Source organism: Cryobacterium sp. BB736 (assembly GCF_014980265.1).
In the GTDB taxonomy this organism is placed as follows: domain Bacteria; phylum Actinomycetota; class Actinomycetes; order Actinomycetales; family Microbacteriaceae; genus Terrimesophilobacter.
Window position 1 is genome coordinate 723178 of the sequence record NZ_JABXWQ010000001.1, and the last position, 24185, is coordinate 747362.

The 24185-nt window shown below is 66.3% G+C and carries 23 protein-coding genes and 3 tRNA genes; 13 read left to right on the forward strand and 13 right to left on the reverse strand.

What is annotated here, in order from left to right; all coding sequences use genetic code 11:
- The first annotated feature begins 84 nt into the window (after positions 1 to 84).
- Positions 85 to 1383 carry a DUF1524 domain-containing protein gene (locus IRG63_RS03435; RefSeq protein ID WP_227411712.1) on the forward strand — a complete coding sequence of 433 codons (1299 nt, stop codon included), beginning with the start codon at positions 85 to 87 and terminating at the stop codon, positions 1381 to 1383.
- A gap of 192 nt (positions 1384 to 1575) precedes the next feature.
- Complete coding sequence (locus tag IRG63_RS03440) at positions 1576 to 2952, forward strand: NAD(P)/FAD-dependent oxidoreductase (protein WP_193509227.1); 1377 nt, start codon at positions 1576 to 1578, stop codon at positions 2950 to 2952.
- Between the two features lie 154 nt (positions 2953 to 3106).
- Here IRG63_RS03440 and IRG63_RS03445 read toward each other — a convergent pair.
- Positions 3107 to 3179 (reverse strand) — tRNA-Arg (locus tag IRG63_RS03445).
- A gap of 135 nt (positions 3180 to 3314) precedes the next feature.
- On the opposite strand from IRG63_RS03445, the gene IRG63_RS03450 reads away from it, so the two are divergent.
- A complete protein-coding gene (locus IRG63_RS03450; protein ID WP_193509228.1) occupies positions 3315 to 3974 on the forward strand; it encodes an O-methyltransferase in 660 nt (219 codons plus the stop codon).
- A gap of 6 nt (positions 3975 to 3980) precedes the next feature.
- On the opposite strand, the gene IRG63_RS03455 is transcribed toward IRG63_RS03450, so the two are convergent.
- Positions 3981 to 4328 (reverse strand): metalloregulator ArsR/SmtB family transcription factor, encoded by a 348-nt coding sequence (locus IRG63_RS03455; protein WP_193509229.1) that lies wholly within the window; start codon positions 4326 to 4328, stop codon positions 3981 to 3983.
- Positions 4329 to 4580: 252 nt separating this feature from the next.
- On the opposite strand from IRG63_RS03455, the gene IRG63_RS03460 reads away from it, so the two are divergent.
- Complete coding sequence (locus IRG63_RS03460; RefSeq protein WP_168626839.1) at positions 4581 to 5036, forward strand: VOC family protein; 456 nt, start codon at positions 4581 to 4583, stop codon at positions 5034 to 5036.
- Positions 5037 to 5215: 179 nt separating this feature from the next.
- Positions 5216 to 5695 carry a hypothetical protein gene (locus IRG63_RS03465; RefSeq protein WP_168625838.1) on the forward strand — a complete coding sequence of 160 codons (480 nt, stop codon included), beginning with the start codon at positions 5216 to 5218 and terminating at the stop codon, positions 5693 to 5695.
- Positions 5696 to 5712: 17 nt separating this feature from the next.
- Here the strand turns inward: IRG63_RS03465 and IRG63_RS03470 are convergent, their stop codons facing one another.
- The 4 genes from IRG63_RS03470 to IRG63_RS03485 are packed head-to-tail and all read right to left on the reverse strand — an operon-like array spanning position 5713 to position 7241.
- Positions 5713 to 6063: an SHOCT domain-containing protein gene (locus IRG63_RS03470; RefSeq protein WP_193509231.1), complete on the reverse strand. Its 351-nt coding sequence runs from the start codon at positions 6061 to 6063 to the stop codon at positions 5713 to 5715.
- Positions 6064 to 6076: 13 nt separating this feature from the next.
- Positions 6077 to 6496 carry a DUF6325 family protein gene (locus IRG63_RS03475; protein ID WP_168625840.1) on the reverse strand — a complete coding sequence of 140 codons (420 nt, stop codon included), beginning with the start codon at positions 6494 to 6496 and terminating at the stop codon, positions 6077 to 6079.
- Positions 6497 to 6523: 27 nt separating this feature from the next.
- Complete coding sequence (locus IRG63_RS03480) at positions 6524 to 6934, reverse strand: SHOCT domain-containing protein (RefSeq protein ID WP_168625841.1); 411 nt, start codon at positions 6932 to 6934, stop codon at positions 6524 to 6526.
- A gap of 49 nt (positions 6935 to 6983) precedes the next feature.
- Positions 6984 to 7241, reverse strand: coding sequence for a hypothetical protein (locus IRG63_RS03485; protein ID WP_168625842.1), 258 nt, complete (start codon positions 7239 to 7241; stop codon positions 6984 to 6986).
- 125 nt (positions 7242 to 7366) lie between these two features.
- Here IRG63_RS03485 and IRG63_RS03490 point away from each other — a divergent pair, with 125 nt between their 5' ends.
- Complete coding sequence (locus IRG63_RS03490; protein WP_168625843.1) at positions 7367 to 9952, forward strand: LuxR C-terminal-related transcriptional regulator; 2586 nt, start codon at positions 7367 to 7369, stop codon at positions 9950 to 9952.
- A gap of 127 nt (positions 9953 to 10079) precedes the next feature.
- Positions 10080 to 10508 carry a hypothetical protein gene (locus IRG63_RS03495; protein ID WP_227411713.1) on the forward strand — a complete coding sequence of 143 codons (429 nt, stop codon included), beginning with the start codon at positions 10080 to 10082 and terminating at the stop codon, positions 10506 to 10508.
- A gap of 16 nt (positions 10509 to 10524) precedes the next feature.
- Here the strand turns inward: IRG63_RS03495 and IRG63_RS03500 are convergent, their stop codons facing one another.
- The 4 genes from IRG63_RS03500 to IRG63_RS03515 all read right to left on the reverse strand — a co-directional run bounded on the left by IRG63_RS03500 (position 10525) and on the right by IRG63_RS03515 (position 13750).
- A complete protein-coding gene (locus IRG63_RS03500) occupies positions 10525 to 12081 on the reverse strand; it encodes an FAD-binding dehydrogenase (RefSeq protein ID WP_349236096.1) in 1557 nt (518 codons plus the stop codon).
- A gap of 163 nt (positions 12082 to 12244) precedes the next feature.
- Positions 12245 to 12336 (reverse strand) — tRNA-Ser (locus tag IRG63_RS03505).
- A gap of 50 nt (positions 12337 to 12386) precedes the next feature.
- Complete coding sequence (locus IRG63_RS03510) at positions 12387 to 13640, reverse strand: LCP family protein (RefSeq protein ID WP_168625845.1); 1254 nt, start codon at positions 13638 to 13640, stop codon at positions 12387 to 12389.
- A 25-nt stretch (positions 13641 to 13665) separates the two neighbouring features.
- A tRNA-Ser gene (locus IRG63_RS03515) sits at positions 13666 to 13750 on the reverse strand.
- 179 nt (positions 13751 to 13929) lie between these two features.
- Here IRG63_RS03515 and IRG63_RS03520 point away from each other — a divergent pair.
- Positions 13930 to 15018 carry an HNH endonuclease signature motif containing protein gene (locus tag IRG63_RS03520; protein WP_193509232.1) on the forward strand — a complete coding sequence of 363 codons (1089 nt, stop codon included), beginning with the start codon at positions 13930 to 13932 and terminating at the stop codon, positions 15016 to 15018.
- 14 nt (positions 15019 to 15032) lie between these two features.
- Here IRG63_RS03520 and IRG63_RS03525 read toward each other — a convergent pair whose 3' ends face one another.
- Both IRG63_RS03525 and serS read right to left on the reverse strand, forming a co-directional pair.
- Complete coding sequence (locus IRG63_RS03525; protein ID WP_168625847.1) at positions 15033 to 15845, reverse strand: HAD hydrolase family protein; 813 nt, start codon at positions 15843 to 15845, stop codon at positions 15033 to 15035.
- 3 nt (positions 15846 to 15848) lie between these two features.
- On the reverse strand, positions 15849 to 17111 hold the full coding sequence (serS, locus tag IRG63_RS03530; protein ID WP_193509233.1) for a serine--tRNA ligase: 1263 nt from the start codon (positions 17109 to 17111) through the stop codon (positions 15849 to 15851).
- Between the two features lie 42 nt (positions 17112 to 17153).
- On the opposite strand from serS, the gene IRG63_RS03535 reads away from it, so the two are divergent.
- Positions 17154 to 18140, forward strand: coding sequence for a diacylglycerol kinase family protein (locus IRG63_RS03535; RefSeq protein ID WP_168625849.1), 987 nt, complete (start codon positions 17154 to 17156; stop codon positions 18138 to 18140).
- An 8-nt stretch (positions 18141 to 18148) separates the two neighbouring features.
- On the opposite strand, the gene pheA is transcribed toward IRG63_RS03535, so the two are convergent.
- Positions 18149 to 19096 carry a prephenate dehydratase gene (gene pheA, locus IRG63_RS03540; RefSeq protein ID WP_193509234.1) on the reverse strand — a complete coding sequence of 316 codons (948 nt, stop codon included), beginning with the start codon at positions 19094 to 19096 and terminating at the stop codon, positions 18149 to 18151.
- Positions 19097 to 19196: 100 nt separating this feature from the next.
- Here pheA and IRG63_RS03545 point away from each other — a divergent pair, with 100 nt between their 5' ends.
- From IRG63_RS03545 to IRG63_RS03560, 4 genes are all read left to right on the forward strand, one after another.
- Complete coding sequence (locus IRG63_RS03545) at positions 19197 to 19604, forward strand: RidA family protein (RefSeq protein WP_193509235.1); 408 nt, start codon at positions 19197 to 19199, stop codon at positions 19602 to 19604.
- Between the two features lie 436 nt (positions 19605 to 20040).
- The gene (locus IRG63_RS03550; protein WP_193509236.1) at positions 20041 to 21600 is read left to right on the forward strand and encodes an adenine deaminase C-terminal domain-containing protein; all 1560 of its coding nucleotides are present in this window, start codon (positions 20041 to 20043) and stop codon (positions 21598 to 21600) included.
- Entirely contained in the window at positions 21597 to 23153 is a 1557-nt protein-coding gene (locus tag IRG63_RS03555) for an ABC transporter ATP-binding protein (protein WP_193509237.1), read from the forward strand. The genes IRG63_RS03550 and IRG63_RS03555 overlap by 4 nt, the downstream gene beginning before the upstream one ends.
- Positions 23150 to 24184: an ABC transporter permease gene (locus tag IRG63_RS03560; protein ID WP_193509238.1), complete on the forward strand. Its 1035-nt coding sequence runs from the start codon at positions 23150 to 23152 to the stop codon at positions 24182 to 24184. Before IRG63_RS03555 ends, IRG63_RS03560 begins: the two co-directional genes overlap by 4 nt.
- Position 24185: the final 1 nt, after the last annotated feature.

Below are 24185 nucleotides of genomic sequence, written 5' to 3' on the forward strand. Positions count from 1 at the left end.
TGTAGCGGATGTCCGGAACAGGTGCGTGACCCTCGGTGTGGGGCGGACGACCGACCCGGGTTCGCCGCTAGGTTCGCAGGTGCCATGGAGAACAACGACACGCCCTCGCCCCGCACGATGCCCGCCAAGAGCTGGATCACTGCATCAGCAATTGCCTTAATCCTCTTTATCGCGGGGGTCTCGACCGGCTTCGGCGGCTTCCTGATCATGGCAGGCCTTATCGCGCTGATCACAGGTGCTTATGCCGGCGTGACGGGCCGCCGCACCTGGGCGCGGATCCCGTCGCGCAAGGCTGCCGCTATCGTCACCGGCGCCGCCTTGACGGCCACATTGGTCGGCGGCGGCGTCTACGGCGCGCAGAACCCAAAGCCGGATGCGCCGGCGAGCGTTGCCGCGGAACCGACGGACCGGCCCGAGCCGACGCATCCGAAGCCGTCCACTCCCGCCACCGTCGATGCGGCCGAACCCGAGGACATCGCCCCGCTCGACCCGGAAACGCCCGAAAGGCCGAGCACCAAGCCAGCTGTTGCGATCAAGGACAGCTCGGTCACCCAGACCACAGCTCTCGCCCTGCTGGGCGATCTGGAGGTGAAGGGGCGGGCACCAAAGACCGGGTACGACCGCACGGCCAAGTTCGGCACCGCCTGGCTGGATGTCGACCGCAACGGGTGCGACACCCGCAACGACATCCTGGACCGCGACCTGGTCGACGAGACCAAGTCGGGTGCCTGCAAGGTGCTCACGGGCATCCTGAACGACCCCTACACCGGCACCACGATCAACTTCGTGCGCGGCAACACGACCTCAACGCTCGTGCAGATCGACCACGTTGTGCCACTGCTCGACGCCTGGCAGAAGGGTGCACAGCAGCTCACCCAGGCGCAGCGGATCGCGTTCGCGAACGACCCGATGAACCTGATCGCCACCGACGGGCCGACCAACTCGAAGAAGGGCGCTGGCGATGCGGCGACCTGGCTGCCGCCGCAGAAGTCGTTTCGTTGCGAGTACGTCGCACGCCAGGTGTCGGTGAAGGCGACCTACGGCTTGTGGGTCACCGCGGCGGAGAAGGAGCGGATCGTGGCGGTCCTCGCCGACTGCCCGGACCAGCCGGCGTTCACGTCAGCTTTCGCTCCGGCTCCGGTCGTTGCCAAGCCGACACCGGAGCCCGAAGAACCGCCGGTCGCTGCCGCACCGGCACCGGCACCTGCACCCGCCCCGGCGCCGGCGCCAGCTCCCGCGCCCGCTCCGGCACCAGCTCCGCCCACCGTCTATTACGCCAACTGCACTGAGGTCCGCGCAGCCGGTGCCGCTCCCATCTACCGCGGGCAGCCCGGTTGGCAGGAAAAGTTCGACCGCGACAAGGACGGCGTCGGCTGCGAGTAGGCGATCCGCCTGCCTCGAGGCCCCAGCGAGCGCATGTTCCGGACACCCGCGCTAGTTCCGGACATCCGCGCCCGTTGCGCCGGTAGCGGATGTCCGGAGTGGCCGCGGGTGGCGGGCGCTCCGGCCCGGTAGGCGCCCGCCTGCGAAGGTTCGCGTGTGATGCTGAGGGCGGACGGAAGGCGGGACCACCTCATGGAGCGAATCGACGTCGACACTCTCGTTATCGGCTGGGGCAAGGGTGGCAAGACGCTCGCCGGCGCACTCGGCAGGCACGGTCGCACGGTCGCGGTCGTCGAGCGGTCGAGCGAGATGTACGGCGGAAGCTGCATCAACATCAACTGCGTCCCGACGAAGGATCTCGTGCACAGCGCCGAGACACGGCGCGACGGCGACGATCCGCAGTCCTGGTTCACCGAAGCGGTCGCCGGGCGCGACGCTCTGATCGACAAGCTTCGAGCCCGGAACCACGCAATGCTCGCTGACGTCGACACCGTGACCCTCATCGACGGCGAAGCCCGCTTCACCGGGCCGAACCAGATCGAGGTGACGGCAGGCGACGATCGGCTATCGGTCACTGCCAAGTCGATCATCATCAACACCGGGACCATCCCGGCGCGCCCCGACATCTCCGGTGCTGATGGACCGCGGGTGCACGATTCCACCACCATTCAGCACGTCCAGCCGCTGCCCGAGCGGCTCATCATCGTCGGCGGCGGGTACGTCGGCCTGGAATTCTCGGGCATGTTCGCGAACTTCGGGTCACGCGTGACGCTGGTCGACCGCGGCGACCGCCTGATCCGGCGCGAGGATCCGGATGTCGCGGCGGCGGTCCACGCGCTCCTGGAGGAGTCTGGGGTCGAGTTCGTCTTCGGCGCAGAGACCGAGCGCATCGAAGATGCGGCGGATGCGGCATCCGTCACCGTGAGAATCGGCGACAGGACCAGGACGCTCGAGGCGGATGGGGTGCTGCTCGCGACCGGGCGCCGTGCGACGACGGATGCCCTCGGACTCGATGCTGCGGGGGTCGCGGTGGATGAGCGCGGCTTCGTTGTCGTCGACGAGTTCCTGCGCGCATCCGTGCCCGGGGTGTTTGCGGTGGGCGACATCAATGGCGGGCCGCAGTTCACGTATGTGTCGCTGGACGACTACCGCATTGTGCTGGGCCAACTGAATGGTGGCGGCTCGCGAAGCACCGCCGATCGGGTCGCGGTGCCGAGCACCATCTTCTTGAGCCCGCCGCTGGCCAGGGTGGGGTGGAACGAGACGCGGGCGCGCGAGAGCGGTCGGTCTGTGCTCGTCGCGAAGAAGGCGATCGCGGATATTGCTGCGATGCCGCGGCCGAAGATCGTCGGCGAGACCCACGGGCTGATCAAGATGATCGTGGACGCGGAAACCGATCTGGTGCTCGGGGCGACGATCTTCTCGATCGACGCGCAAGAAGTGGTCAACATACTTGCGCTCGCGATGCGGGCCGGCGTGACAGCGAGCGAGCTGCGAGATGGGATCTGGACGCATCCGTCCAGCACCGAAGCGCTCAACGAGGTGCTGACCGACCTGCGGCCGCTCTGACGACCGCCGAGACTGCACAAACCGGCAGCTACGCGCCTCTAAGGGCACTTCTCTGCAGTTTCGCGGGCTGGTGGGTCAGCCACCCGAGCTGCATCACCCCGGAAACGCAGGAAGCCCCGGCGTTCGACCAGCGAACTACGGGGCTTCCACAACGCGCGCCCGGAGGGACTCGAACCCCCAACCTTCTGATCCGTAGTCAGATGCTCTATCCATTGAGCTACGGGCGCATGTCGGCAGAACCAACCCAATGACTATACCAGCGACTCGACTGGGGGAATGCCGTCCCCGGTCGCCGGCCACCCGCATCCGGAACCGCAAGCAACTCTCACCCTGCTCTCGCCTAGCCGGGACACAATGGGGCCATGTCCACTTGGCACGAAGTCGACCGTTACATCAACCGCGAACTCGTGAAGCAGGATGCGGCGCTTGCCGGCGTCCTCCAGGCGAATGAATCCGCCGACCTGCCGATGATCGACGTGTCACCGGCGCACGGAAAGTTTCTGATGCTGCTCGCGCAGATCTGCCGTGCACGCCGAGTGCTCGAAATCGGAACGCTCGGCGGCTACAGCTCGATCTGGCTCGCCAAGGGGCTGCAGCCGGGGGGCCGGGTGATCTCGCTCGAGGCGATGCCGAAGCATGCGGAGGTTGCGCGTGCGAACATCCGCCGCGCCGGATTCGCCGACCGCATCGAGGTGCGACTGGCGCCGGCGGTCGAGACGCTTGCGATGATGGTCAACGAAGGCGCCGAGCGTTTCGACATGGTCTTCATCGACGCCGACAAGGCGAACAACGCGAAGTACGTCGAGTGGGCGCTCATGCTCACCCGCTCGGGCTCGATCATCGTGATCGACAACGTCGTGCGCGGCGGCGCTGTGCTGTCCGAGGATGGCGGCGACCCATCCGTTGTCGGCACGCGCGCCGCGATCGAACTTATCTCCAGCGACCCTCGCCTCGACGGCACCGCCATCCAGACCGTCGGTATCAAGGGCTGGGACGGCTTCGCCATCGCCCGCGTCGTGTAAGTCCGCTCAGGTGAGCAGGAACTTCGATACCGAGTCAAGCGCCCCGGGCACGAGCGAGTAGTAAGCCCAGGTTCCGCGCTGCGAGCGCGTGAGAAAACCGGCGTCGGACAGCACTTTCAGGTGGTGCGACACAGTTGGCTGGCTGAGACCGAGCGGCTCGGTCAGGTCACACACGCACGCTTCCTGGTTCTCGGATGCGGCCACGATCGAGATGAGACGCAGGCGGGCAGGGTCGGCAAGGGCCTTAAGTCCCCGCGCCAGCTCGACAGCCGACTCCGCGCTCAGCGTCTCGCGCGTCAGCGGCTCGCAGCTCGAGCAAGCATCCACGACGGTGAGCGTGCGCGTATCGGTCATGAAAAGAATCCTAGTCCAATTCATTGACAAACATCGATGGATGTCAGAAACTGCTTCCATTGATCATTGTCGATGAAGGGAAACGAAGATGTTGGCAGGACTGAACCCCAACGGGTTCCTTCGACTTCACGCCGTGGAGCGCGGAGTGCTGATGGAAAGAACACCCCGCGGACGCCGCCCGAGTTCGGTGACATCCACTCCGTGTCCGGCCGCGCTGGTCGCCGCACCGGCCGCATCCATGGCGTGCTGCTGATGGCTGAGCAACGACCCGTCCTCCAGTTGCGGGTGGTCATGGAGGTCGACGACTTCGAGGCTGCACTCGCCTTCTACCGAGACACACTCGGGCTGGACGAGCAGCTCGCTTTCGAGGGCGAGGGCGACGCTCGGGTCGCGATCCTCGACGCCGGCAGGGCAACTCTCGAGCTCGCCAACCACGCCCAGAAGGACCTGATCGACACCATCGAGACCGGTGAGCGACAGGGCCGTGGCATCCGTCTCGCGTTCGAGGTGACGGATGGGCGCGGAACCACGCGGCGCCTCGAAGCGGCCGGCGCGACGATCATCGGGGAGCCACGAGAGACCCCGTGGCGCTCGCTCAATTCCCGGCTGGAGAGCCCCACCGGCCAGCAGATCACCGTGTTCGAGGAGCTCGAGGACTCCGAGGAGCGCCGCCAACGCGAGGGCTTCGGCACGAGCGACGAGCGCTGACAAGCGCCGCGAAGCTCCCTGGTGAGCGCTTGCGCTCTCGAGGACCGAACCGGAGGATGGTGAGCGTGGCGTCCCCCGCCCCCTGAGCCCACGATGACTACGACACCTCGATGACCACACCCACAGAAGCTTCTCCCGGGCCGAACGGTGGCTCCGGCCCTACGGGCAGGCGCTCGAGGATGGCCGCCGTCGGCGATTATCTCGCAACGGAGCAGGGCGTGTACGGCGTCATCCTCGTCGCCGGCCTGGTGGTCGTGAGCGGGTCGGAGCCCGCGCTGACGGCGTTCGTCACGGTCGTCACCACCGTCGTCGTTTTCTGGGCGGCTCACGTCTACGCCGGAACGGTCGCTAACCACCGAAAGGTGGGCGGTCGGATGATCGGCCTGAGCGAGTCCTTCGTCGCGGCGCTGCGGCCATCCTGGGGGTTGCTGGTCTCCGCGCTGATTCCCGCAGCGATCCTGCTGCTAGGAGTCACGAAGGCCGTTCCAGATGATGCGGCCCAGTGGGCCGCGCTATGGGTGTGCGTCGGCGTGCTGGCGATACTCGGCTTCGTCGCATTCCGGCGCCGCGGCTCACGACTCGCCGTCTGCCTCCTCGGCGCCGTCGGGACCGCCGCTTTCGGCCTCATCATGGTCGCCCTCAAGGTGCTCCTGCACTGAGACCGGGGCACCCGTGCTCAGCCGAGCAGTTTTGCCTTGGCCGCAGCGAACTCAGCGTCCGAGAGGATGCCCTGCGCGTGCATGGCACCCAGTTGGTTCAGTTGGCCCATGAGGTCGCCGCCGCCCGCTGCGGCCGGAGCCGCCGGTGCGGGCGCGGCAGCCTGCGCGTTTGCAACGGCCTGTGCCGCGGCGGCGTCCATCGCATCCTGCTGCTGTTGCGCCTGCCACGCCTGCTCCTGGGCGGCGTCCTGCGCCTTCCCCTCCTGGCGTGCGGCGACCCGACCGGAGACCGCGGTTGCGGTTCCGGCGACAACAGCGGTGCGCGCCGCCATGCCGACGAGTCCCGGGCGTCCACCTCTACGAAGCATGGTCTTCTCCTTCTCACCCTGCGTGCTCGGCCAAGTACGCGTTGACCAGCGGCGCGGGTACACCCTGCCGCGCCACCACGAACCCTCCGGCATCGAATAGCGCAGCCGAGAACGCCTTGGCCCAGAGCAGTTCGACTGTGAGAATGGCCGCGGATGCCCCGGGCGGAACATTCGCGGCGAGATCCGCGATGTCCTCTTCCCCCGCGAGCCCTGCCAGATCAAGTTTCGGCACGTTGGGGTCATCAATCGTGTCCGACAGTTCCATGGTGGTGAGCTCGCCATCCTCAGAGCGCCGAACAAAGACGAGGTCGAGAACGTTCACCGTGCCCGAAGCGACAAGGTCATGCAGTGCCTTGAGGACACCGGGACCGGGCCGATCACCGTCGAAGCCGATTGCGTAGAACTCGATGGGACCGTAGTCGAACGTGGTCATGGGATACCTCCTCTAGCCGGGGACCGGCTAGCTCATCGCTGACGCTGGCCGCGAGCCCTGCGACCGCAGCGCCTCAGCCTTGAGCGCTTCGTACTCCGCCTGAGTGATCGCCCCGGAGTCCAGCAGTGACTTCGCGGTAGCGATGTCGCTCACCGAGCTGGTGGAGCCGGCGGTCTGCCGGATGTACTCATCCTGTGCCGCCTGCATCGAGCGAGCCTGGGACATGGAGCGACGAGTCATACCGTCGCCGCGCGCGATGAGGTAGACCAGCGCGGTCAGGAACGGGACGAAGACCAACAGCAGAATCCACAGCGCCTTCATCCATCCGTTCAGCTCGTGATCGCGGAAGATGTCGGCGAGGATGGAAAAGAGCACCATCAGGTAGGCGATGAAGACAAAGCTCCAGAAGAACCAGGAGATCCAACTCCACAGGTCCATGTCGACCCCAATCGTCGGGGGCGGGCCACACGCTCGCCACTGAGCCAAGCTACGAGTCGGACGTGTCTTGCGCGTCACCCGCGTCGGGTGAGAAGCCCTCCGGGTCGACCGGGTTCATCGACACGACCTCGATATGAAGTTCGTCGAACATGTCGAGGAGACCGAACAGGCGGGCCTGATCCGCCACGTGCCCGACGATGTGCGTGAGCCCGTGCTCGTCGGTAGCGACCTCGAAGCCGTCCAAGGCGGCTATCAACTCATGTCCGAGACGGCCACGGACGACCAGTTCTACGACGTGAGGGCTCATGTCAGGCCCTTCTCCCCGGCCGACGCTGGGGCACCGCGCCGCACCTCTCCAACAGGGTGCGGCACGACCCTTTCGCCGCCGTCACCCCCGTGGGATGATTGCGTTAATCACGGAAGGCAGTTGCCTTGGCCCAGACGCGGAGAATTCCGCCGCACGCCGTTGATAGACCCGAACTGCGACATCAGCTCGACACCGGGCTGGCCGCCCCGCTCACTCTGCTCGTCGCACCCGCAGGCGCGGGCAAGACGGTGTTGCTCTCGCAATGGGTGCCGACGCGACCCGAACTTGCCGTCGCATGGCTGGATGTCACATCCGCCGATGACGACTCAGTGCACTTCGCACGGCGCATCGTTCACGCGCTTGGCGCGCTTGATTCCCGGCTCAGTGAAATCGTTCCACTAGGTGAGCCGGGGGGCGGCCTTGGCGCCGCCATGGTCGAAGCGCTCGGCACTGCGCTCGGGCATGTCAGTCGTGAAGTGGTCGTCATCCTCGACGATCTGCACAACTTGACGAATCGTTCCACTGTCGAAGACCTGTGGGCCCTCGCCGACCGCCTGCCACCTAACGCGCACCTCGTCTTCTCCTCGCGCGCCGACCTCCGGCTCGCATGGAGCCGACACCGGCTGCAGCACGGTCTCGTCGAGCTTCGGCAGGCTCAACTGGCATTCGACGAACGCGACACGGGGGCCGTCCTGACGAAGATCACCGGGCGTCCGGTCGATGAGATCACCGCGGTCTCTGTCATGCGTCACACGGAGGGGTGGGCCGCGGGCATCCAGCTAGCCGGACTCACGCTTCGCTTCCACGCTGACCCCGAAGTGCTCGTCGACACGCTCGCTGAAACCGATCGACTCATCGTCGACTTCCTGAGCCAGGAGGTGTTAGACGCCCAGACGCCGAGTCGACGACGCGCGCTTCTGGCGTTGTCCGTGCTGGACGAGATGAGCGCGGGGCTCGTACAGGCTCTCACCGACGTCACCGATGGTGCAGCGCTGTTGCGGGACCTCGAGCAAGAGTCCATGTTCGTCGTGCCCTTGCCGGGACGCAGGGACTGGTACAGGTTCCACCACCTGTTCCGCGATCTGCTCCGCTACCGTCTGCGTGCGACCGATGCCCAAGCCGAGACCCGGCTTCGGCAGGCTGCCGCGGATTGGTATCTCGCTGCGGATGATCCCGCCTCTGCGATCGAGTGCTTCCTGCGGGGGCGAATGTGGCCCGTCGCCCTCGACCTCATCTTCCAACACGGGCGGGCCGTCTGGGAACGCGGCGGCTTCGCGACGATCGCCCGCTGGCTGTCGATCGTGCCGCGCGAAGTGCGCCTCGCGCGCCCAGGTGCCGAAGCGCTCTACGGGATCCTGGCCAGTATGACTGGGCGGGCGGCCGAGGGCGAAGACATCTTCCGAGCGCTCTTGTCGGATTCACGAACTGGCGACGGCTACCGCCTTGTGGTCTCCACCTATGTCGCAGGGGTCGTCCAGTTCCGTCCGCATCCCGAGATCTACCTCGCGGACGCACTGAGCACCATAGAGCTCCTTGACGCGCAGCCGGACACTCCAATTCCCGACCTCCTCCAACTGACCGACCGGGATCAGTTGGCTGCCTTGGCCGCGGTCTCAGCAGGTCGCGCGTATCTGTTCATGAATCAGCTCGAGCAGTCGCGAGAGTGGCTGGAGAGAGGTCTCGCGTCGATGGGCGGGCGTTACGGACTTCACCGTGTGCATGGGCTGGGAAGCCTGGCGCTCGCAGAAGCGTGGAGCGGATGCCTTCGCGCCGCGACCGAACACGCCGATGAGGCACTGGATCTCGCGCGCGAGCTATCCCTTCTCAGCCAACCGGCACCAGGGGACGCATACTTGGCTCGCGCATTCGTGGCGATCCAGAAGGGAGAGCCGCAGTCCGGGGCGATCGCGCTCCACGAGGGGAGCCTGCGAGCCGCGGCGGACCAGCGCAACCCGCTCCTCTGGTTGGCACACCTAGGCTCCAAGCTGACCGACCCTCTCGGCACGGACCCATCAGCTATTCAACCGACGGGCACGCCGCCGCCGATAGTCAGGCAGTCCCTTCTCGCGCTGAGCCACCGGCTGGCGCGCTTTGACGGCGAGGCGCGGCCGATCGAGCCGCAAGGTGAATGGTCGGGGCTCGCGTTCGAGGAAATCGCAGCCGCGTTGGAAGGCGGCGATGTTAGGGCCGCACGGCAGCGACTCGCGGACATCCCCTTCCACCCTGATCCACGTGCTCCCGTGCCCGCAACCGAGCACAGGATCCTCGAGGGTTGGCTTCATTCCCTTGAGGGGCGCGGCGGACGGGCCCGAGAGGACCTCTCCGTGGCGCTCGACGTTGCCGAGCCGGAGTGGCTCGTGCATCCGTTCCTTCGAGCCGGCCCAGTGGTCTCGCATATCATCGATGCGATCCCCGGGTTGCCGAACCGGTTCCGCCGCACCATTGTGCAGTCATCCGAAAACGTGGGGCGTCGACGCTCTGGCGACCTGATCGAACCCCTCACGTCAAGGGAACTGGAGATACTCGACTACCTTCCGACGCGGCTCACGAACGCCGAAGTCGCCGCTCGCTGCTACGTGTCGGTCAACACCATCAAGACACACATGGCGCACATCTATCGAAAGCTCGAAGTCCCGGACCGCAGCGCAGCGATCACCCGTGCTGTGGAACTGGGGCTCATAGAGACCTCGGATCCATACTCCCTGTATTGACCTGCCGCCTAGCCGCGCGACCCGGTTGAGCCAGAATCACCCCTGCCGGGTGAGGACGACCGGTGATTCTGCTCCGTAACCTCGCACACGCGATCCAGCGAGGTCGATGAGAGAACGAGGAGTCGCCATGACGGAAATGCGTGAAACGACTGTTACCGGCTGGACAGGTTGGGCGGTCTTCGCCTCGATCATGATGCTCATCGCCGGGGTCTTCGACGTAGTCTTCGGCCTGTTCGCGATCATCGGACCGGACAGCGCATACTTCGTGTCCACGGAGGGGAGTCTCTTCCTCCTCGACGTCTCCGGATGGGGATGGTGGCACGTGATCTCCGGCATCACCCTGCTCGTGGTCGCATTGGCGCTGATGCAGGGTGCAACGTGGGCGCGTGTCGTCGCGATCATCCTCGTTGCCCTGAACGCGCTCACCCAGATCACCCTGCTGCCGGTGCAGCCGTGGTGGTCGCTGATCCTGCTGGCCCTCGATGTGTTCGTGATTTACGCACTCACCGTGCACGGCCGCGAACTCAAGGCGGCGCAGGGGATGTCAGGGATGTGACCGACCGCGGTGTCGCTCAGGTCGTACCGATCAGGGCGCGAGCGGCCGTGAGGCCGGTGAAGATGCAGCCACCCAGGAATCCACCCTCCAGCGCGCGGTGTCCGTGCATCCCGCCGCCCCCGAATCCGGCAGCCTCTCCAACGGCATACAGTCCAGGGATGGGCTGCCCCGACGCATCCAGTACCCGGGAGCGCAGGTCGGTGACGATGCCGCCAAGGCTCTTCCGGGTCAGCGTTTGGAGACGGATGGCAACAAGTGGGGCGGCGGACGGGTCGAGGAGGTCCGGAGTGGGGTTGCCCTCGACAGGTTGAGCGCTCCACTGTCTGACCGCCGCACGGACGCGCAAACCCTCGACCGCTGGGGCGATCGTCTGCATCTTGGTGATCAACTCGTCGACGTTGTCGGCGATGAGTACGTCCCCACCGCCAGTCAGCAAGGCAGTGACGGCCGGATTGACGGCCGGGCGAGCGGCGAACGCGTCCACGCTCGCGAATTGCGGATTCTGGTCCTGGCCTGCGATGACGACCGAGGTCTCGGCGATCCGCTGGGTTATCACCAGCCAGCTGTGGTCCAGGCCGGTGGCGCGGACAGCGGCGAGGCCCGCCTGGGAATCCCGACCGGATACGAGATTGTCACCAAGCCGGTCGCCGCGCCCGTCCAGCCAGAGACCGTGCGGTCCGGCGATGAGACGAACGCCATGATCGCTCCAGAGCGGAGTGTGGTGAGACACTCCCTCCGCGTAGGGCCACAGGCGATCGAGATTGGCGACAGCCGCTCCGGCGTCACTTGCGATGGTGAGCATCCGGCCGTCGACGTGTTCCGGCGCACCCCGCAGCAGGCTCCGGGGCACGGCGCCCAGCCGTTCAGTGGGCCAAACCTCGCGCGTCAGCTCGAGGTTGCCGCCGAATCCCCCGGATGCGATGACGACATCGCCCGCGCGGTGCTCGAACTCCCCCACGATCGTGCGGTTGCTTGCCCTCCCGCGGGGAACGTCATCCGGAGCGAGCACGCTGCCGCGCACTCCGCGAACTCGGCCGTCCTCCACAATTAGAGAATCAACTCGGTGACGGAATCGCACGTCGACCGGCTCGTCGCTCGAGGCCGCGCGCAGTCTCTCGGTGAACGGCCTGAGCAGGCCGGGACCCATTCCCCAGGCGACGTGGAATCGCGGAACGGAACTGCCCACCCCTCCCCCAGGGGGTGCCGCCTCGGGGTGAGTCACCGTGGGAACGAACTGCACACCGTGTTCACGTAGCCAGTCGCCAAGCTCCCCTGCCGCGAACGAGATGTACCTCTCGGCCCATTGGCGCGGTAGGTCGTCATTCTGGTTGAAGTCCGCCGTGACGAGCCAGTCGCGCAAGGCGAGTTCATGACTGTCCTCGATGCCCAGCGCCTCCTGCTCCGGAGTGCCGACCATAAGCACGCCGCCGAAGGACCAGTGCGCCTGCCCGCCGAGCGAGTTCTCGGGCTCTTGGTCAAGCAGGAGTACCCGCTTGCCGGCCCGGGTTAATTCTGAGGCGGTCACCAGACCGGCCAGCCCAACGCCCACGACGATCACTTCCGGACTCTTCATCGACATCCCCCGGTGGCTCTCCGCTGCGACTATGCGGACTCTGAATGACCACGCTAGCTTGATCCCCAGAATTGCATGCAATATCGCGGTTTCCATGATGCTACCGCAGCAGCTCGGGCATGAATGCATACAAAAAACCCGCCTGAAAAGGCGGGTTTTTCATTGGCGGAGACGGAGGGATTTGAACCCTCGGTCCCCATAAGGGGACTCCACCTTAGCAGGGTGGTGCACTAGGCCTGACTATGCGACGTCTCCAGTTGCTCGTCAGCCATCATAGCGGCACGCGGGTGCGCGTTCCGAACGGGTCAGGTCCCGTACGCCTTCGAGCAGGTCTGATCGGCGGCACTCTGGCCCTGGACACCATGCAGCACCTCTACCTCCGGCGCCGGCTCGGCTGACGCCGACGGACCAGCGGATGCGTCGGACGACGGCTCAACCGGAGTGACCGGTGGGGCATCCGCATTGACCTCAGAGCCTCGGCCGGTGTTGTCTGCCTTCAGCGCGAACGGCTCGTCGGCGCGGATCTTCGCGAACAGCGCCTCCGCGGCGGACTTCACCGGAGCAACCTTGCCGCTGTAGACGCCATCCTGCCCGGTCACGCCGGGATACTGCACGAACATCACCCGCTCGAGCGGCAGGTTCTTCAGCACCTGCGCCATCGACACCATCGTGTTGACGTTCTTCAGGCTGTTGGAGAGCGTCATCGTCTGGCTCGCAACCGTGGCGATGTTGAACAGCTTGCCGAAATCGTTCAGCACGCCATCCGCCTTCAGCGTGCGGACAAGCGACGACATGTACACCTGCTGGCTGCTGATGCGACCCAGGTCGCTGCCGTCGCCAACGCCGTGGCGGCTGCGCAGGAACGCGAGCGCATCCCAACCCTCAAGCTTGTGCACGCCAGCCTCCGGAAGGTAGAGGCCACTGTACTTGTCGATGATCGGGGAGTTGATGCACACGTCAACGCCGCCCACCGCGCTTGCGAGCTGTGCCACCCCGGAGAACGTCACCATGCCGGCGAACTGGATGTCCAGCCCGGTGAGCTTCTCAACCGTCAGCACGGTGCACGGCAGACCGCCGTACGACAGCGTCACGTTGATCGGCTGCGCCGACATGGCGTGGTAGCTGCCGCCGTCCTCAGCAGGGCACGACGGGATTGGAACGACCAAGTCACGTGGAAAGCTGACGGCAACCGCGTTGCTCTGATCCTGAGCGACGTGCAGCAGGATCGTCACGTCGTTGAGCACCCCCGAGCGGTCCTTGCAGCCGTTCGGGTCCTCGCACTCGTCGCTGCCGACGATCAGGATGTTGAAGCCACCCTCAAACGAGCCAAGCGCGGGCGGCGGCCCGTTGGTCTCGCCGACGAGCGTCACGGTCTTGATGCTCCGGTCGAGCTGCCACACCCAGATACCGGCAACCGATACGCCGCTTACCAGCACAACCGACAGGGTGGCCGCAAGGATCTTCGCCATCACGAGCCACGCGTTGCCTCGCTTCAGCCGCCCGTGCCGCGCGATCGAGCCATGCTTCTGGCGCAGTGTACGCCGCGAGATGTCACTCATTCACTGCCCCCAAAGTGTCAGTACGCGGAGGGCGTGGGATTCGAACCCACGAGACATTTCTGCCCACCAGTTTTCAAGACTGGCTCCATCGGCCGCTCGGACAGCCCTCCCGGATTGTGCACGCCGCCTGCGATTGTAGCCGAATCGGGCCGAATCGCAGGGTTGTCAAGGTCTCCAAGGTCGCTCGTTCTTTGGGGTCGAGCCCATCGAGATCATCTCCCGGAAGAGTTATCCACACCCCTGCGGCCATAGCGTTCGCAATGTCGGTGGTTGGTTGTTCAGTGGAAATATGAAGATCACGACCGCCTATCCGGAGCCTACGGAGCGTGATGCTCGGGCTTACGAGGACTGGGAGGGGTGGCTGGGTCGGGATCGCACCGCGGATATCGAAGAGGCGTATCTGGCGGTGTGTGGTCCCTTCGAGGACCCCTACATTCTTGCTGCGGAGTCGGACCGATTCGCGCCCGGCACGGAGGGTGAGGAGCGGCATCGCCGGTCGCTGATGGATGACGTCATGCGGTTCCAATACGAGCAGGATCGGGCGCTGGCCAAGCAGCAGCGGGCGCTGGCGGAGCTGGCGGCACTGGCCGAGGCCGATGGTGGTCCGACCTATGCGAGTCGGGATTTGGCGTTGCGGGGGATGGTGAGCGAGTTGGCGGTCATGCTGCGGCTGGCCGACCGCACCGTGGACGCCCGGGTGGGCACCGCCTATTCGCTGGTGCACCAGTTCCCGGCCACCCTGGATGCGTTGCAGTGCGGCGCGATCGGCTTCGGGCACGCCCGGGTGATCCTGGACCGCGGCCTGAACCTCGGCACCCCGGAGGCCCGCGCCGACCTGTTCAGCGAGCTGCTGCTCACCGGACAACCCGACGGCGATCCGGATGCCCCGCACCGGGCCGGGGTCGGCATCCGCGCCGAGGTCGCCATTGTGATCCCGGCGCTGGCGCTGGCCGGCGACGAGAGCGCCGGGCCGGCGTCGATGGCCGGGCGCGGTCCGATCGATATGGACACCGCCAGACGGCTGGCGGGGGATGCGGACCAGCTGGTGCGGTTGATCACCCACCCGGTGTCCGGGATGACGGTGGCGGTGGACAGTTACCGGCCGTCGGCGAAGATGCGACGCTACCTGCGCTGGCGAGACGGCCGCTGCCGATTCCCCAGTTGCAACGCGTCGCCGTGGCGCGCCGACCTCGACCACACCGAAGAGTGGCAGCACGACGGGAAGACCGAGATCGACAACCTGGCCAACCTGTGCCGCGGCCATCACACCCTGAAGTCGATCGGCGCCTGGAAGGTCAAGCAGGTCACCCCCGGGGTGCTGGAGTGGACCAGCCCCAACGGGGTCACCGCCACCGACCACCCCGCCCGCTGGAACTGAGCGGCACCGCTCAGTCAGCCGGATGCGATCAGCGAGTCGAGCACCGGCACCAGGCCGTCCGACCACACGTCCAAGGTGACCTCCGTGGCCACCTCCTTGACCTCATCCGGCGCCTGCCCCATCGCCGCAGCGCGGCCCTCGACGCTCGCCCACTCGAACATCTCGATGTCGTTGCGACCATCGCCGGCGACGAGCACGCGATCGCGTGGGATGTCAATGATCCCGCGCACGCGCTCCAGCGCGGTGCCCTTGTTCACGCCCTCCGGTGCGATGTCGAGCCAAGCCGTCCAGCCGATCGCGTAGCTCACCTGGTGCAGCCCGAGCGAATCGATGAGCTCGACGAAGGCATCCGGTTCATGATCGGGCGAGACGACGACCAGCCGAGTCACCGGCGTGTGCGACAGCTCCTCGAACTCCACCTGCCGCGCGTTGTCGAGGTTCCAGTCCTGCATGCCTTTGGTGTACAGCCGGAAGCCGGTCGGGTCCTCCACCAGGAACCTGCCCTCCGGCAGCCCGAACCGAATCTGCTCGAGCACCGGCCCGGGGTCGAAGGTCTCCACCAGCTCGCGCCGGTACCCATCCGGTGCGTGCTCGTCGCGCATCATGGTGATCGCACCGTTGGCGCACACGACGTACTCCGGGTTCAGCTCCAGCCTGCGCAGGAACGGCAGCGTCATCTCCCACGACCGACCGGTCGCCAAGGTCACCCAGTGGCCCGCGTCCCGCACCCGGCCGACGGCATCGTGCACCGCCGGCGTCAGCGTCTCATCCTCGTGGATGATCGTGCCATCGATGTCGAGGGCGACAAGCCACTGCTGGAAAGACACGAGCTATCTCACCGGCTCCATGACTTCGAGCCCGCCGAGATACGGGCGCAGCGCCTCCGGCACCCGCACCGAACCGTCCGCCTGCTGGTGCGTCTCGAGGATGGCGACGATCCAGCGGGTCGTGGCGAGCGTGCCGTTCAGGGTCGCGACCGGTGCGGTCTTGCCGCTGTCGGTGCGGTACCGGATGTCGAGCCGCCGGGCCTGGAACGTCGTGCAGTTGCTCGTGCTCGTCAGTTCGCGGTAGCGGCCCTGCGTCGGCACCCACGCCTCGATGTCGAACTTGCGGGCCGCGCTGGTGCCGAGATCGCCGGCGGCGACGTCGATCACGCGGTAGCTGAGCTCGCACGCTTGCAGCATCCGCTCCTGCAGCGCCAGCAGCCGCTCGTGCTCCGCCTCCGCGTTCTCCGGCAGCACGTAGCTGAACATCTCCAGCTTGTTGAACTGGTGCACGCGCAGGATGCCGCGGTTGTCCTTGCCTGCTGAGCCTGCCTCCCGGCGGTAGCAGGTCGACCAGCCGGCGTAACGCGTCCCTTCGGCCGGGTCGATGATCTCGTCGGCGTGGAACCCGGCGAGCGCGACCTCGCTCGTGCCGGTGAGATACAGGTCGTCGGCCGGCAGGTAATACACCTCGTCGGAGTGCTCGCCGAGGAAACCGGTGCCGGCCATGACCTCCGGCCGCACGAGGGTCGGGGTGATGAGCGGTGTGAAGCCCTCGTCTAGCGCGGTGTTCAGCGCCATGTTCATGAGCGCGATCTCGAGCCGCGCGCCGATGCCGGTCAGGAAGTAGAAGCGGCTGCCGGACACCTTGGTGCCGCGGGTGATGTCGATGGCCCCCAGCAGCTCGCCGAGCTCGACGTGATCGCGCGCCTCGAAGTTGAAGGCGGCCGGCTCGCCGACCGTCTTCAGGGTGAGGAAGTCGTCCTCGCCGCCGGCCGGAACCCCGTCGATGATCGGATTTGAGATCGAACCGACGACCCGACTGAACTCCGCCTCGGCGTCGGATGCGCGCTGGTTGGCCTCCTTGACACGGGCGGCAAGCTCCTGAGCCTTGGCCACCAGCTCGCGCTTCTCATCCTTCGGCGCTGCCGCGACGGTCTTGCTGAACTGGTTCTGCTCGGCGCGCAGGGCCTCGAACTCGGTGATCGCGGAGCGACGCTCGGAATCCGCCTGCAGTGCGGCGTCAACCAGCTCGACCGAATCACCCCTCGCCCGCTGGGAGCGCCTGACGGCATCCGGATTCTCGCGCAGCAGTTGGGGGTCAATCACACGCTCCAGTCTATTCGTCGGTTCGTGTCGTACCGTTGGATCATGGCGTCGACGTCTCGCACCGGAATGGCTGCCGTCGTGTACAACCCGATCAAGGTTGAGCTGGACAAACTGCGCGAAGCGGTGGAGGCCGGCGAGAAGGACGCGGGATTCCAGCCGACGACCTGGTTCGCGTCCGCGGAGGAAGACTTCGGCCGCGAGGCGACCCGGGCGGCGATCGCGGCCGGCGCAGCGGTCGTGCTCGCCGCGGGCGGCGACGGAACCGTGCGCGCGGTGGCAGAGACGCTACGAGGCAGCGGCATCCCGATGGCGGTGCTGCCATCCGGGACCGGCAACCTGCTCGCGCGCAACCTCGACCTCGACCTGCAGCTCGAGGAGTCGATCCGGATCGCGTTCACCGGCGTCGTGCGCAAGATCGACCTCGGCATCGCCGAGATCGTCCGCGAGAACGGCGACACCGAGGAGCACGCCTTCCTCGTCATGGCTGGCATCGGCCTCGACGCGAAGATGATCGCCAAGACGAGTTCGAAGCTCAAAAAGCATGTCGGGTGGCTTGCCTACATCGACGGCACCATGCGGGCGCTGCCGGAGGTCGGCCCCCTAAAACTGCGCTACCGCATCAACGGCGGCCCGACCCGGCCGCTCACCGCGCACACCATGATCATCGGGAACTGCGGCGCGCTGCCCGGCGGCATCCTGCTCATGCCGGAAGCAGAACCGGATGACGGCATCCTCGACATCGCCGCACTGCGCCCGCGCGGACCGTTCGGCTGGCTGCGCGTATGGCAGAAGATCGGCTGGGAGAACGGCGTGCTGCGCAAGAGCGCGGCCGGGCGGAAGATCATCGGCCTCACCAAGGACGTGCGGGACGTCGCCTACTTTCAAGCCCGGAAGCTGGAGCTGGAGCTGGATGCGGCGCAAGAGTTCCAGCTCGACGGGGACGAGTTCGGCAAGGTGGCGTCGGTGGTCTGCGCGGCCGACCCCGGCGCACTCGGTGTGATGGTCGCCTCGCTCGAAGACAAGACGTAAGTAACCAGTCAGTCGGAGGGTTCGCCCGCTACCAGCCCGCGCAGCCAGTCGCGCGCGTCGACGAATGCCTCATCGCCGTAGCGATCGTGCACCTCGGTGGTCTTCACCCGATCGGCCCGCGGGTACGAACCGAGGAAGATCACCCGCGGGCTGAACCGCTTGAGACCGAGCAACGCGTCAGCGACCCGCTCGTCCTCAACGTGCCCGTCGATGTCGATCACGAACCGGTACCGGCCGAGGGTGTCGCCGATCGGCCGAGACTGGATCAGGCTCAGGTTCACCCCGCGGGTCGCGAACTGCTCGAGCATCTCCAGCAGCGCACCCGGCGCATCCGTCGGCAATTCGGCGATGATGCTCGTCTTGTCCGCGCCGGTGCGCTCCGGCAGCGCCTTCGGGCGGCTGACCAGCACGAACCGAGTGACCGCGTTCCGGCTGTCGCCGATCTCCTCGGCGAGCACCGCGAGGTCATGCCTGCGGTCGATCCCGGGGGGCGCGACTGCGGCATCCGCTTCGCTGCCCTCGAGCAGGGACGCGGCGGCCGCCACATTCGACGACGCGGGAATGTGCAGGTGGCCGGGGATGGTCTGCTCCAGCCACTGGTGCGTCTGTGCGTAGGCGACCGGATGCGCGTTCACGGTGCGCACGTCGGCCAGCGTCGTGCCGGGGCGGGCCACCAGCACGAAGTCGATCGGCACCAGGTACTCGCCGCTGATCCGCAGGCCGGGGATGTTGGCGAGCGCATCCTGCGTGGCCGTCACGCCGCCCTCGACCGAGTTCTCGATCGCGATCATCGCGGCGACGCTGCGGCCACTCACCACGTCGGTGAACGCTTCGCCGACGTTGTTGACCGGCCGCCACTGCTTACCCGCGGCCTCCGGAACCTGCGCGAGAGCCATCTCGGTGAACGTGCCCGGCGGCCCCAGATAGCTGTAAACGGGGGCGGCAGACTCAGGCATGTAGCGAGTCTATTTTGTGGCGAGTGCGCCCACGAACCGGTGTGCTCCGGCCGCAGTAACCTGAGCAGCATCATCGCCAGCCACAAGGGAGTGCACTGACATGACGGACACGACGACCCGGAACTTCATCAATCCATCGACGATCGCCGCGCCATCCGGGTACACGCACGTCGTCGAGACCTCGGGCGGTCGAACAATCTACCTCTCGGGCCAGGTGGGATTCTCGCCAGACGGCCACGTAGTCGGCCATGGGGACACACGCAGCCAGGCCGAGCAGGCGTTCGCCAACCTCGCCGCCGGGCTCGAAGCCGTCGGTGGATCCTTCCGAGACGTGGTGAAGCTGACCATCTTCGTGATCGACATGGCCGAGTTCGGCGCCGTCCGCGAGGTGCGCGACACCTTCGTCGATACGTCGCAGCCCCCCGCCAGCTCGGCCGTGCAGGTGAGCGGCTTCGTCTTCGACTGGATTCGAGTGGAGATCGAGGCCGTGGCGGTCATCGCCGGGTGAGTTTCGGTGCCCGAATCAACCGCAGGAGCACCTACCTAACCTGATTTTGACCGCTTCACAGTTTTGCGATACCTTGTGGCCGTTATCGCAATCGATTGCAGGCCTCAAGGGAGATGTCGATGAAATCGAGACGCACGGACGGACGTACCCTCAACCGTCACTACCTCAGCGACGGCAGGCCTAATCCGCCACCCGTACGCGCGTAATCATCATGCCGAACCATGAGCGAGCCGAGCTCGCCGCAGTTGCGCTCGGCCTTGAGCCTGCAGAACTCGTCATCCGCCGCGGTCGCCTGGTCGACGTCTACTCCGGTCAGATCCGGGACGCGGATGTCGCAATCTCACACGGAAGGATCGCTGCGGTCGGCGATGTCTCCGCCAGCATCGGTCAGCACACGAAGGAATACGACGCCCAAGGTTCGTACCTGGTGCCCGGGTTGATCGACACCCACCTCCACCTCGTTGGCTGCCAGCTCAATTTGCCCGAGCTGTCTCGACTCTTGGTTTCGCGGGGAACGGCAGCAGTCAGCGCCTGCTTCTACGAGGCCGGCATGATCGGCGGCAGGGCCGCCATCGACTGGATGCTGGGCCAAGCCGCAGATTGCGACCTACGCGTCTTCCTCTCACCCTTCATCGCCTGCCAGCGGGGCCTCGGACCGTTTGGCAACCTCGAGCGCATCAGCTCTGAGGAGTTCTTGGGCCTTATCGACCACCCCGCGTGCGTTGAGATTCGGGAGTGGAATGTACACCTCGAGCGTCTGGGTGACCCCACCGCTACGGCAATGATCGAGCGGGCACGGCGTGAGAACAAGGTCATCGCCGGGCACCTCGAGGGCATGACCGGTGCGGAACTCCAGGCGTCAGTCACCGTGGGGGTGAGCTCAGACCACGAAGCCGTGTCCGCCGAGGAAGCCCTCGAACGCGTGGCTCTCGGGGTGAAGGTGCAGATCCGGGAAGGGTCAGGGGCACGCGACTTCGACCGAGTGATCGAAGCGATCACGGTCCACGGGGCAGATCCCCGCTTCTTCATGTTCTGCACGGATGGCCAGGAAGTGCAGCACACTGCGCGCGGCCACATCGACTCCATGGTCCGCCGTGCCATCGAGGCTGGCGTGAGTCCGATCGACGCGATCCGGATCGCGAGTTTGAACGCCGCAGAATACCTGCGTGTCGATGGCGACCTTGGAAGCATCACGCCCGGGCGGACAGCACACATCAACATCGTCGATGACCTGAACGATTTCCGGGTCAGCGACGTATTCGTCGGAGCCGTGCAGGTGGTCACCGCCGGGCGTCCCGCCAAACGCCATGACTCGCTCCCCGCACCCGAGGCGTTCACTCAAACCATCCACATCCACCGCCCTCTGAGCGCGGGTGACTTCAAGGTCACGGCACCACAGGCTGGGAGCCACGCCGATCTCAGGGTGATCGACGTTCAGCCGGGCGTGTTGGTCACCCGGGAGAGTGTGGTCACGATGGCGACTGCCGGTGGCGACGTGTCTGCCGACCCGCAGCGCGACATTGCCAAGATGGCCGTCATCGACCGGCATCAGGCTTCCGGTCGAATCGGCCTCGGTTTCGCGCGCGGTTTCGGCATTCGCCGTGGGGCCATCGCGTCCACCAACAGCCCAGCGCTGATGAATCTGATGACACTCGGGGTGAACGACTACGACATGGCGATCGCGGCCAACCGCGCAGCTGAACTGGGAGGCGGCCTGGTCGCCGTGCTCGACGGCCTCGTGCTCGCGGAAGTGGGGTTGCCGCTCTTCGGTGTGTTGACCGAACGCCCGGCAGAAGAAGTCGTCGACGCGATGGCACGATTCGAGCGGATCGTACGCGATGAGCTCGGTTCCGACTGCGAAGGGATCGTCACTTTGTCTGGATTCGTGATGATGCCTGTCAGCATCCCGGGGCTGAAACTCTGCGATCGCGGGCTGGTGAGGGTGGAGCGGGAACACGTTGAAGCTGTACCTCTTTTTGTGGAATCCGCGCGATGAGCACCTTCACCGCCCGGCCCGAGGTGTTCACCGAATCGCTCGCGCGCGTCATCGAGATGCGCGGCATTACGCGGTCATTCGGGTCACTCGTGGCCAACGACAGCGTGGACTTCGAACTGAGGCCGGGAGAAATCCACGCGCTCCTCGGCGAGAACGGCGCCGGAAAGACGACATTGCTCCGGATGCTGTCCGGTTACCTTCAGCCGGACTCCGGCACCATCAGCATCGACGGCAAGCCGGTCGGCATCCTAGATCCGGCGACGGCGCTCGGGCTAGGCATCGGCATGGTGCACCAGCATTCGGTGCTGGTGCCGGAGCTGACGGTGGCCGAGAACATCGTGCTCGGCAGGCAGCCTGGCTGGTTCTCGCGATACTCGCGCAAGGAGACCGCCCAGCGGGTCGCGGCGGTGTGTGAGGAGTACGGGGTACAGCTCGACCCCAACGCGCGGCTGGACAACCTGTCCGCAGATCGAGTGCAGCAGGTCGAGATTGTGCGCCTGCTCCACCGTCGCATCGGAACAGTGATCCTGGACGAACCAACCGCGATCCTCGGCCGCGCCTACGTTGATCGACTGTTCGAGACACTGTCAGAATTGAGGGAGCGCGGACACTCGGTGGCGATCATCACGCACAAGCTCCGCGAGGTGATGGCGATCGCCGACCGCGTCACGGTGATGCGGGCGGGCAAAGTGACCGCGAGCCTCAGTCGTGACGAATTCGACGAAGAGCGGCTCACGCACGCCCTGGTCGGAAGTCCGCTGCCGGCCGTGAAGCGAGCCTTCAAGACGAGCTTCGGCCCAGTCGTCCTCGGCGTACGGCAACTGGAGGTGGCGGGAGACCGCGGCGAGAAGTCAGTGGATCGGCTTGACCTGGCCGTCCGCGAAGGAGAAATCCTGGGGATCGCCGGGGTGGAAGGCAACGGGCAGCGCGAACTGGTGGAAGCACTGTCAGGGGTCAGGCCGCTGGAGTCAGGCACCGTCGAGATCGCGGGCAAGGCCCGCACCCGGCTCACGCCGGCCGGGCTGGACCGCTCCGGGGTCGCCGTCATCAGTGAAGACCGGCTGAGATGGGACGTGATCGGCGACCTGTCACTTGCCGAGAACCTCATGCTGACCCGCGTCGCAGAAGGGGATCCCAGCGTGACGCGGATGGGCTTCCTCCGTCGGCGGGAAATGTTGCGCCTGGCCAAGGAGCAACTGACGGCGTACGACGTGCGCCCGGGCGACCCAGGCATGCGAGCCGGCAACCTCTCCGGCGGTAACCAGCAGAAGCTCGTACTGGCAAGAGAGACCGACCGTGTCCCGAGAGTGGTCATCGCCGCGCACCCGTCGCGCGGCCTCGACATTGCGGCAACAGGGTTCGTACACAAGAAGTTGCTTGCCCTGCGGGACGCCGGTGCCGCAGTCCTGCTAGTTTCGGCCGACCTCGACGAGTTGCTGGCCGTCTCCGACCGCGTTGGCGTCATCTACCGGGGACGCATCGCTTACGAGTGCGACACGGATGGCGCCGATACGGTCCTCATCGGCCGCGCGATGATCGGGGCGCTGGAATGAAACGACTCAGCCCGGGCACAGTGCGCAAGAAGTCACTGGTCGTCGCATTGGCGCTGGCGCTCACGGCAGCGATCACCTCCGCAGTGTTCTGGCTCGCCGGGGCCAGCCCCATTGACGCCTACGGCGCGCTGTACAAGGGATCGTTCGGAAGCCGGTTCGGCTTCGAGGAGACCCTGATGCTCACGGGGGTGCTAATTCTGGTCGCGCTCGCCGCCGCAGTCCCAGCGCGAGCGCAGCTGTGGAACATCGGCGGCGAAGGGCAGATGTTCGTCGGCGCCTTGGCGGCTGTGCTCGTGGGGCTCAACCTACAAGCACCCCCACCAGTCGTGGTGGTCGCGGCATTGGTTAGCGGGGCCCTAGCTGGCGCGACCTGGGGTGCGATCGCCGGAGCCCTGAAATCGGTGCTCTCCGCGAACGAAGTTCTCACGACCCTGATGCTCAACTTTGTCGCCATCCTGCTCGTGGACCTCGCCATCACGCGCGTATTCGCCGACAGTGGAGTGCCGAGCGCGAGTCCACACCTGCCTGAAGGCGTTGAGCTCCCGGACGTGTGGCCGGGTGCAGGCGTCAACCTCACCATCATCGTCGCCATCCTGGCAGCCGTGGCGGCGCACATCCTGCTGATGTGGACGAGCCTCGGCCTACGCATCCGCGCCGTCGGGTTGGGGCTGGATGCTGCCCGCAATGCCGGCCTGCCAGTTGCCCGGCTGCAGGCTCTCTCGCTTGCCCTGGGCGGAGCGTTCGCCGGTCTCGCCGGAAGCGTGATCGTGATCGGCATTCAGGGACTCCTAGTGCGCGGATTCTCGCCCGGGTTCGGGTTCGTAGGTATCGCGATCGCCATGCTCGCCCGTGCGAAGCCTGCCTGGGTGGTGCCGAGCGCCATCCTGTTCGCGGCGCTGACGGTGGGTGGCAGCTACTTGGAACCGATCGTCGGGCTGTCCGCCTCCGCGGCGATCCTGGTTCAGGCGGTGCTGGTCATCTCGCTCCTCGCGTTCTGGGTCTTCCCTCCCGGCCGTATCGGAGGCAAGTAGC

Bases quoted from the DNA above. Each gene is read 5' to 3' on its own strand.
- IRG63_RS03435 (WP_227411712.1), top strand. From the start codon at position 85: ATGGAGAACAACGACACGCCCTCGCCCCGCACGATGCCCGCCAAGAGC.
- IRG63_RS03440 (WP_193509227.1), top strand. From the start codon at position 1,576: ATGGAGCGAATCGACGTCGACACTCTCGTTATCGGCTGGGGCAAGGGT.
- IRG63_RS03450 (WP_193509228.1), top strand. From the start codon at position 3,315: ATGTCCACTTGGCACGAAGTCGACCGTTACATCAACCGCGAACTCGTG.
- IRG63_RS03455 (WP_193509229.1), bottom strand. From the start codon at position 4,328: ATGACCGATACGCGCACGCTCACCGTCGTGGATGCTTGCTCGAGCTGC.
- IRG63_RS03460 (WP_168626839.1), top strand. From the start codon at position 4,581: ATGGCTGAGCAACGACCCGTCCTCCAGTTGCGGGTGGTCATGGAGGTC.
- IRG63_RS03465 (WP_168625838.1), top strand. From the start codon at position 5,216: ATGGCCGCCGTCGGCGATTATCTCGCAACGGAGCAGGGCGTGTACGGC.
- IRG63_RS03470 (WP_193509231.1), bottom strand. From the start codon at position 6,063: ATGCTTCGTAGAGGTGGACGCCCGGGACTCGTCGGCATGGCGGCGCGC.
- IRG63_RS03475 (WP_168625840.1), bottom strand. From the start codon at position 6,496: ATGACCACGTTCGACTACGGTCCCATCGAGTTCTACGCAATCGGCTTC.
- IRG63_RS03480 (WP_168625841.1), bottom strand. From the start codon at position 6,934: ATGGACCTGTGGAGTTGGATCTCCTGGTTCTTCTGGAGCTTTGTCTTC.
- IRG63_RS03485 (WP_168625842.1), bottom strand. From the start codon at position 7,241: ATGAGCCCTCACGTCGTAGAACTGGTCGTCCGTGGCCGTCTCGGACAT.
- IRG63_RS03495 (WP_227411713.1), top strand. From the start codon at position 10,080: ATGACGGAAATGCGTGAAACGACTGTTACCGGCTGGACAGGTTGGGCG.
- IRG63_RS03500 (WP_349236096.1), bottom strand. From the start codon at position 12,081: ATGAAGAGTCCGGAAGTGATCGTCGTGGGCGTTGGGCTGGCCGGTCTG.
- IRG63_RS03510 (WP_168625845.1), bottom strand. From the start codon at position 13,640: ATGAGTGACATCTCGCGGCGTACACTGCGCCAGAAGCATGGCTCGATC.
- IRG63_RS03520 (WP_193509232.1), top strand. From the start codon at position 13,930: ATGAAGATCACGACCGCCTATCCGGAGCCTACGGAGCGTGATGCTCGG.
- IRG63_RS03535 (WP_168625849.1), top strand. From the start codon at position 17,154: ATGGCGTCGACGTCTCGCACCGGAATGGCTGCCGTCGTGTACAACCCG.
- pheA (WP_193509234.1), bottom strand. From the start codon at position 19,096: ATGCCTGAGTCTGCCGCCCCCGTTTACAGCTATCTGGGGCCGCCGGGC.
- IRG63_RS03545 (WP_193509235.1), top strand. From the start codon at position 19,197: ATGACGGACACGACGACCCGGAACTTCATCAATCCATCGACGATCGCC.
- IRG63_RS03555 (WP_193509237.1), top strand. From the start codon at position 21,597: ATGAGCACCTTCACCGCCCGGCCCGAGGTGTTCACCGAATCGCTCGCG.
- IRG63_RS03560 (WP_193509238.1), top strand. From the start codon at position 23,150: ATGAAACGACTCAGCCCGGGCACAGTGCGCAAGAAGTCACTGGTCGTC.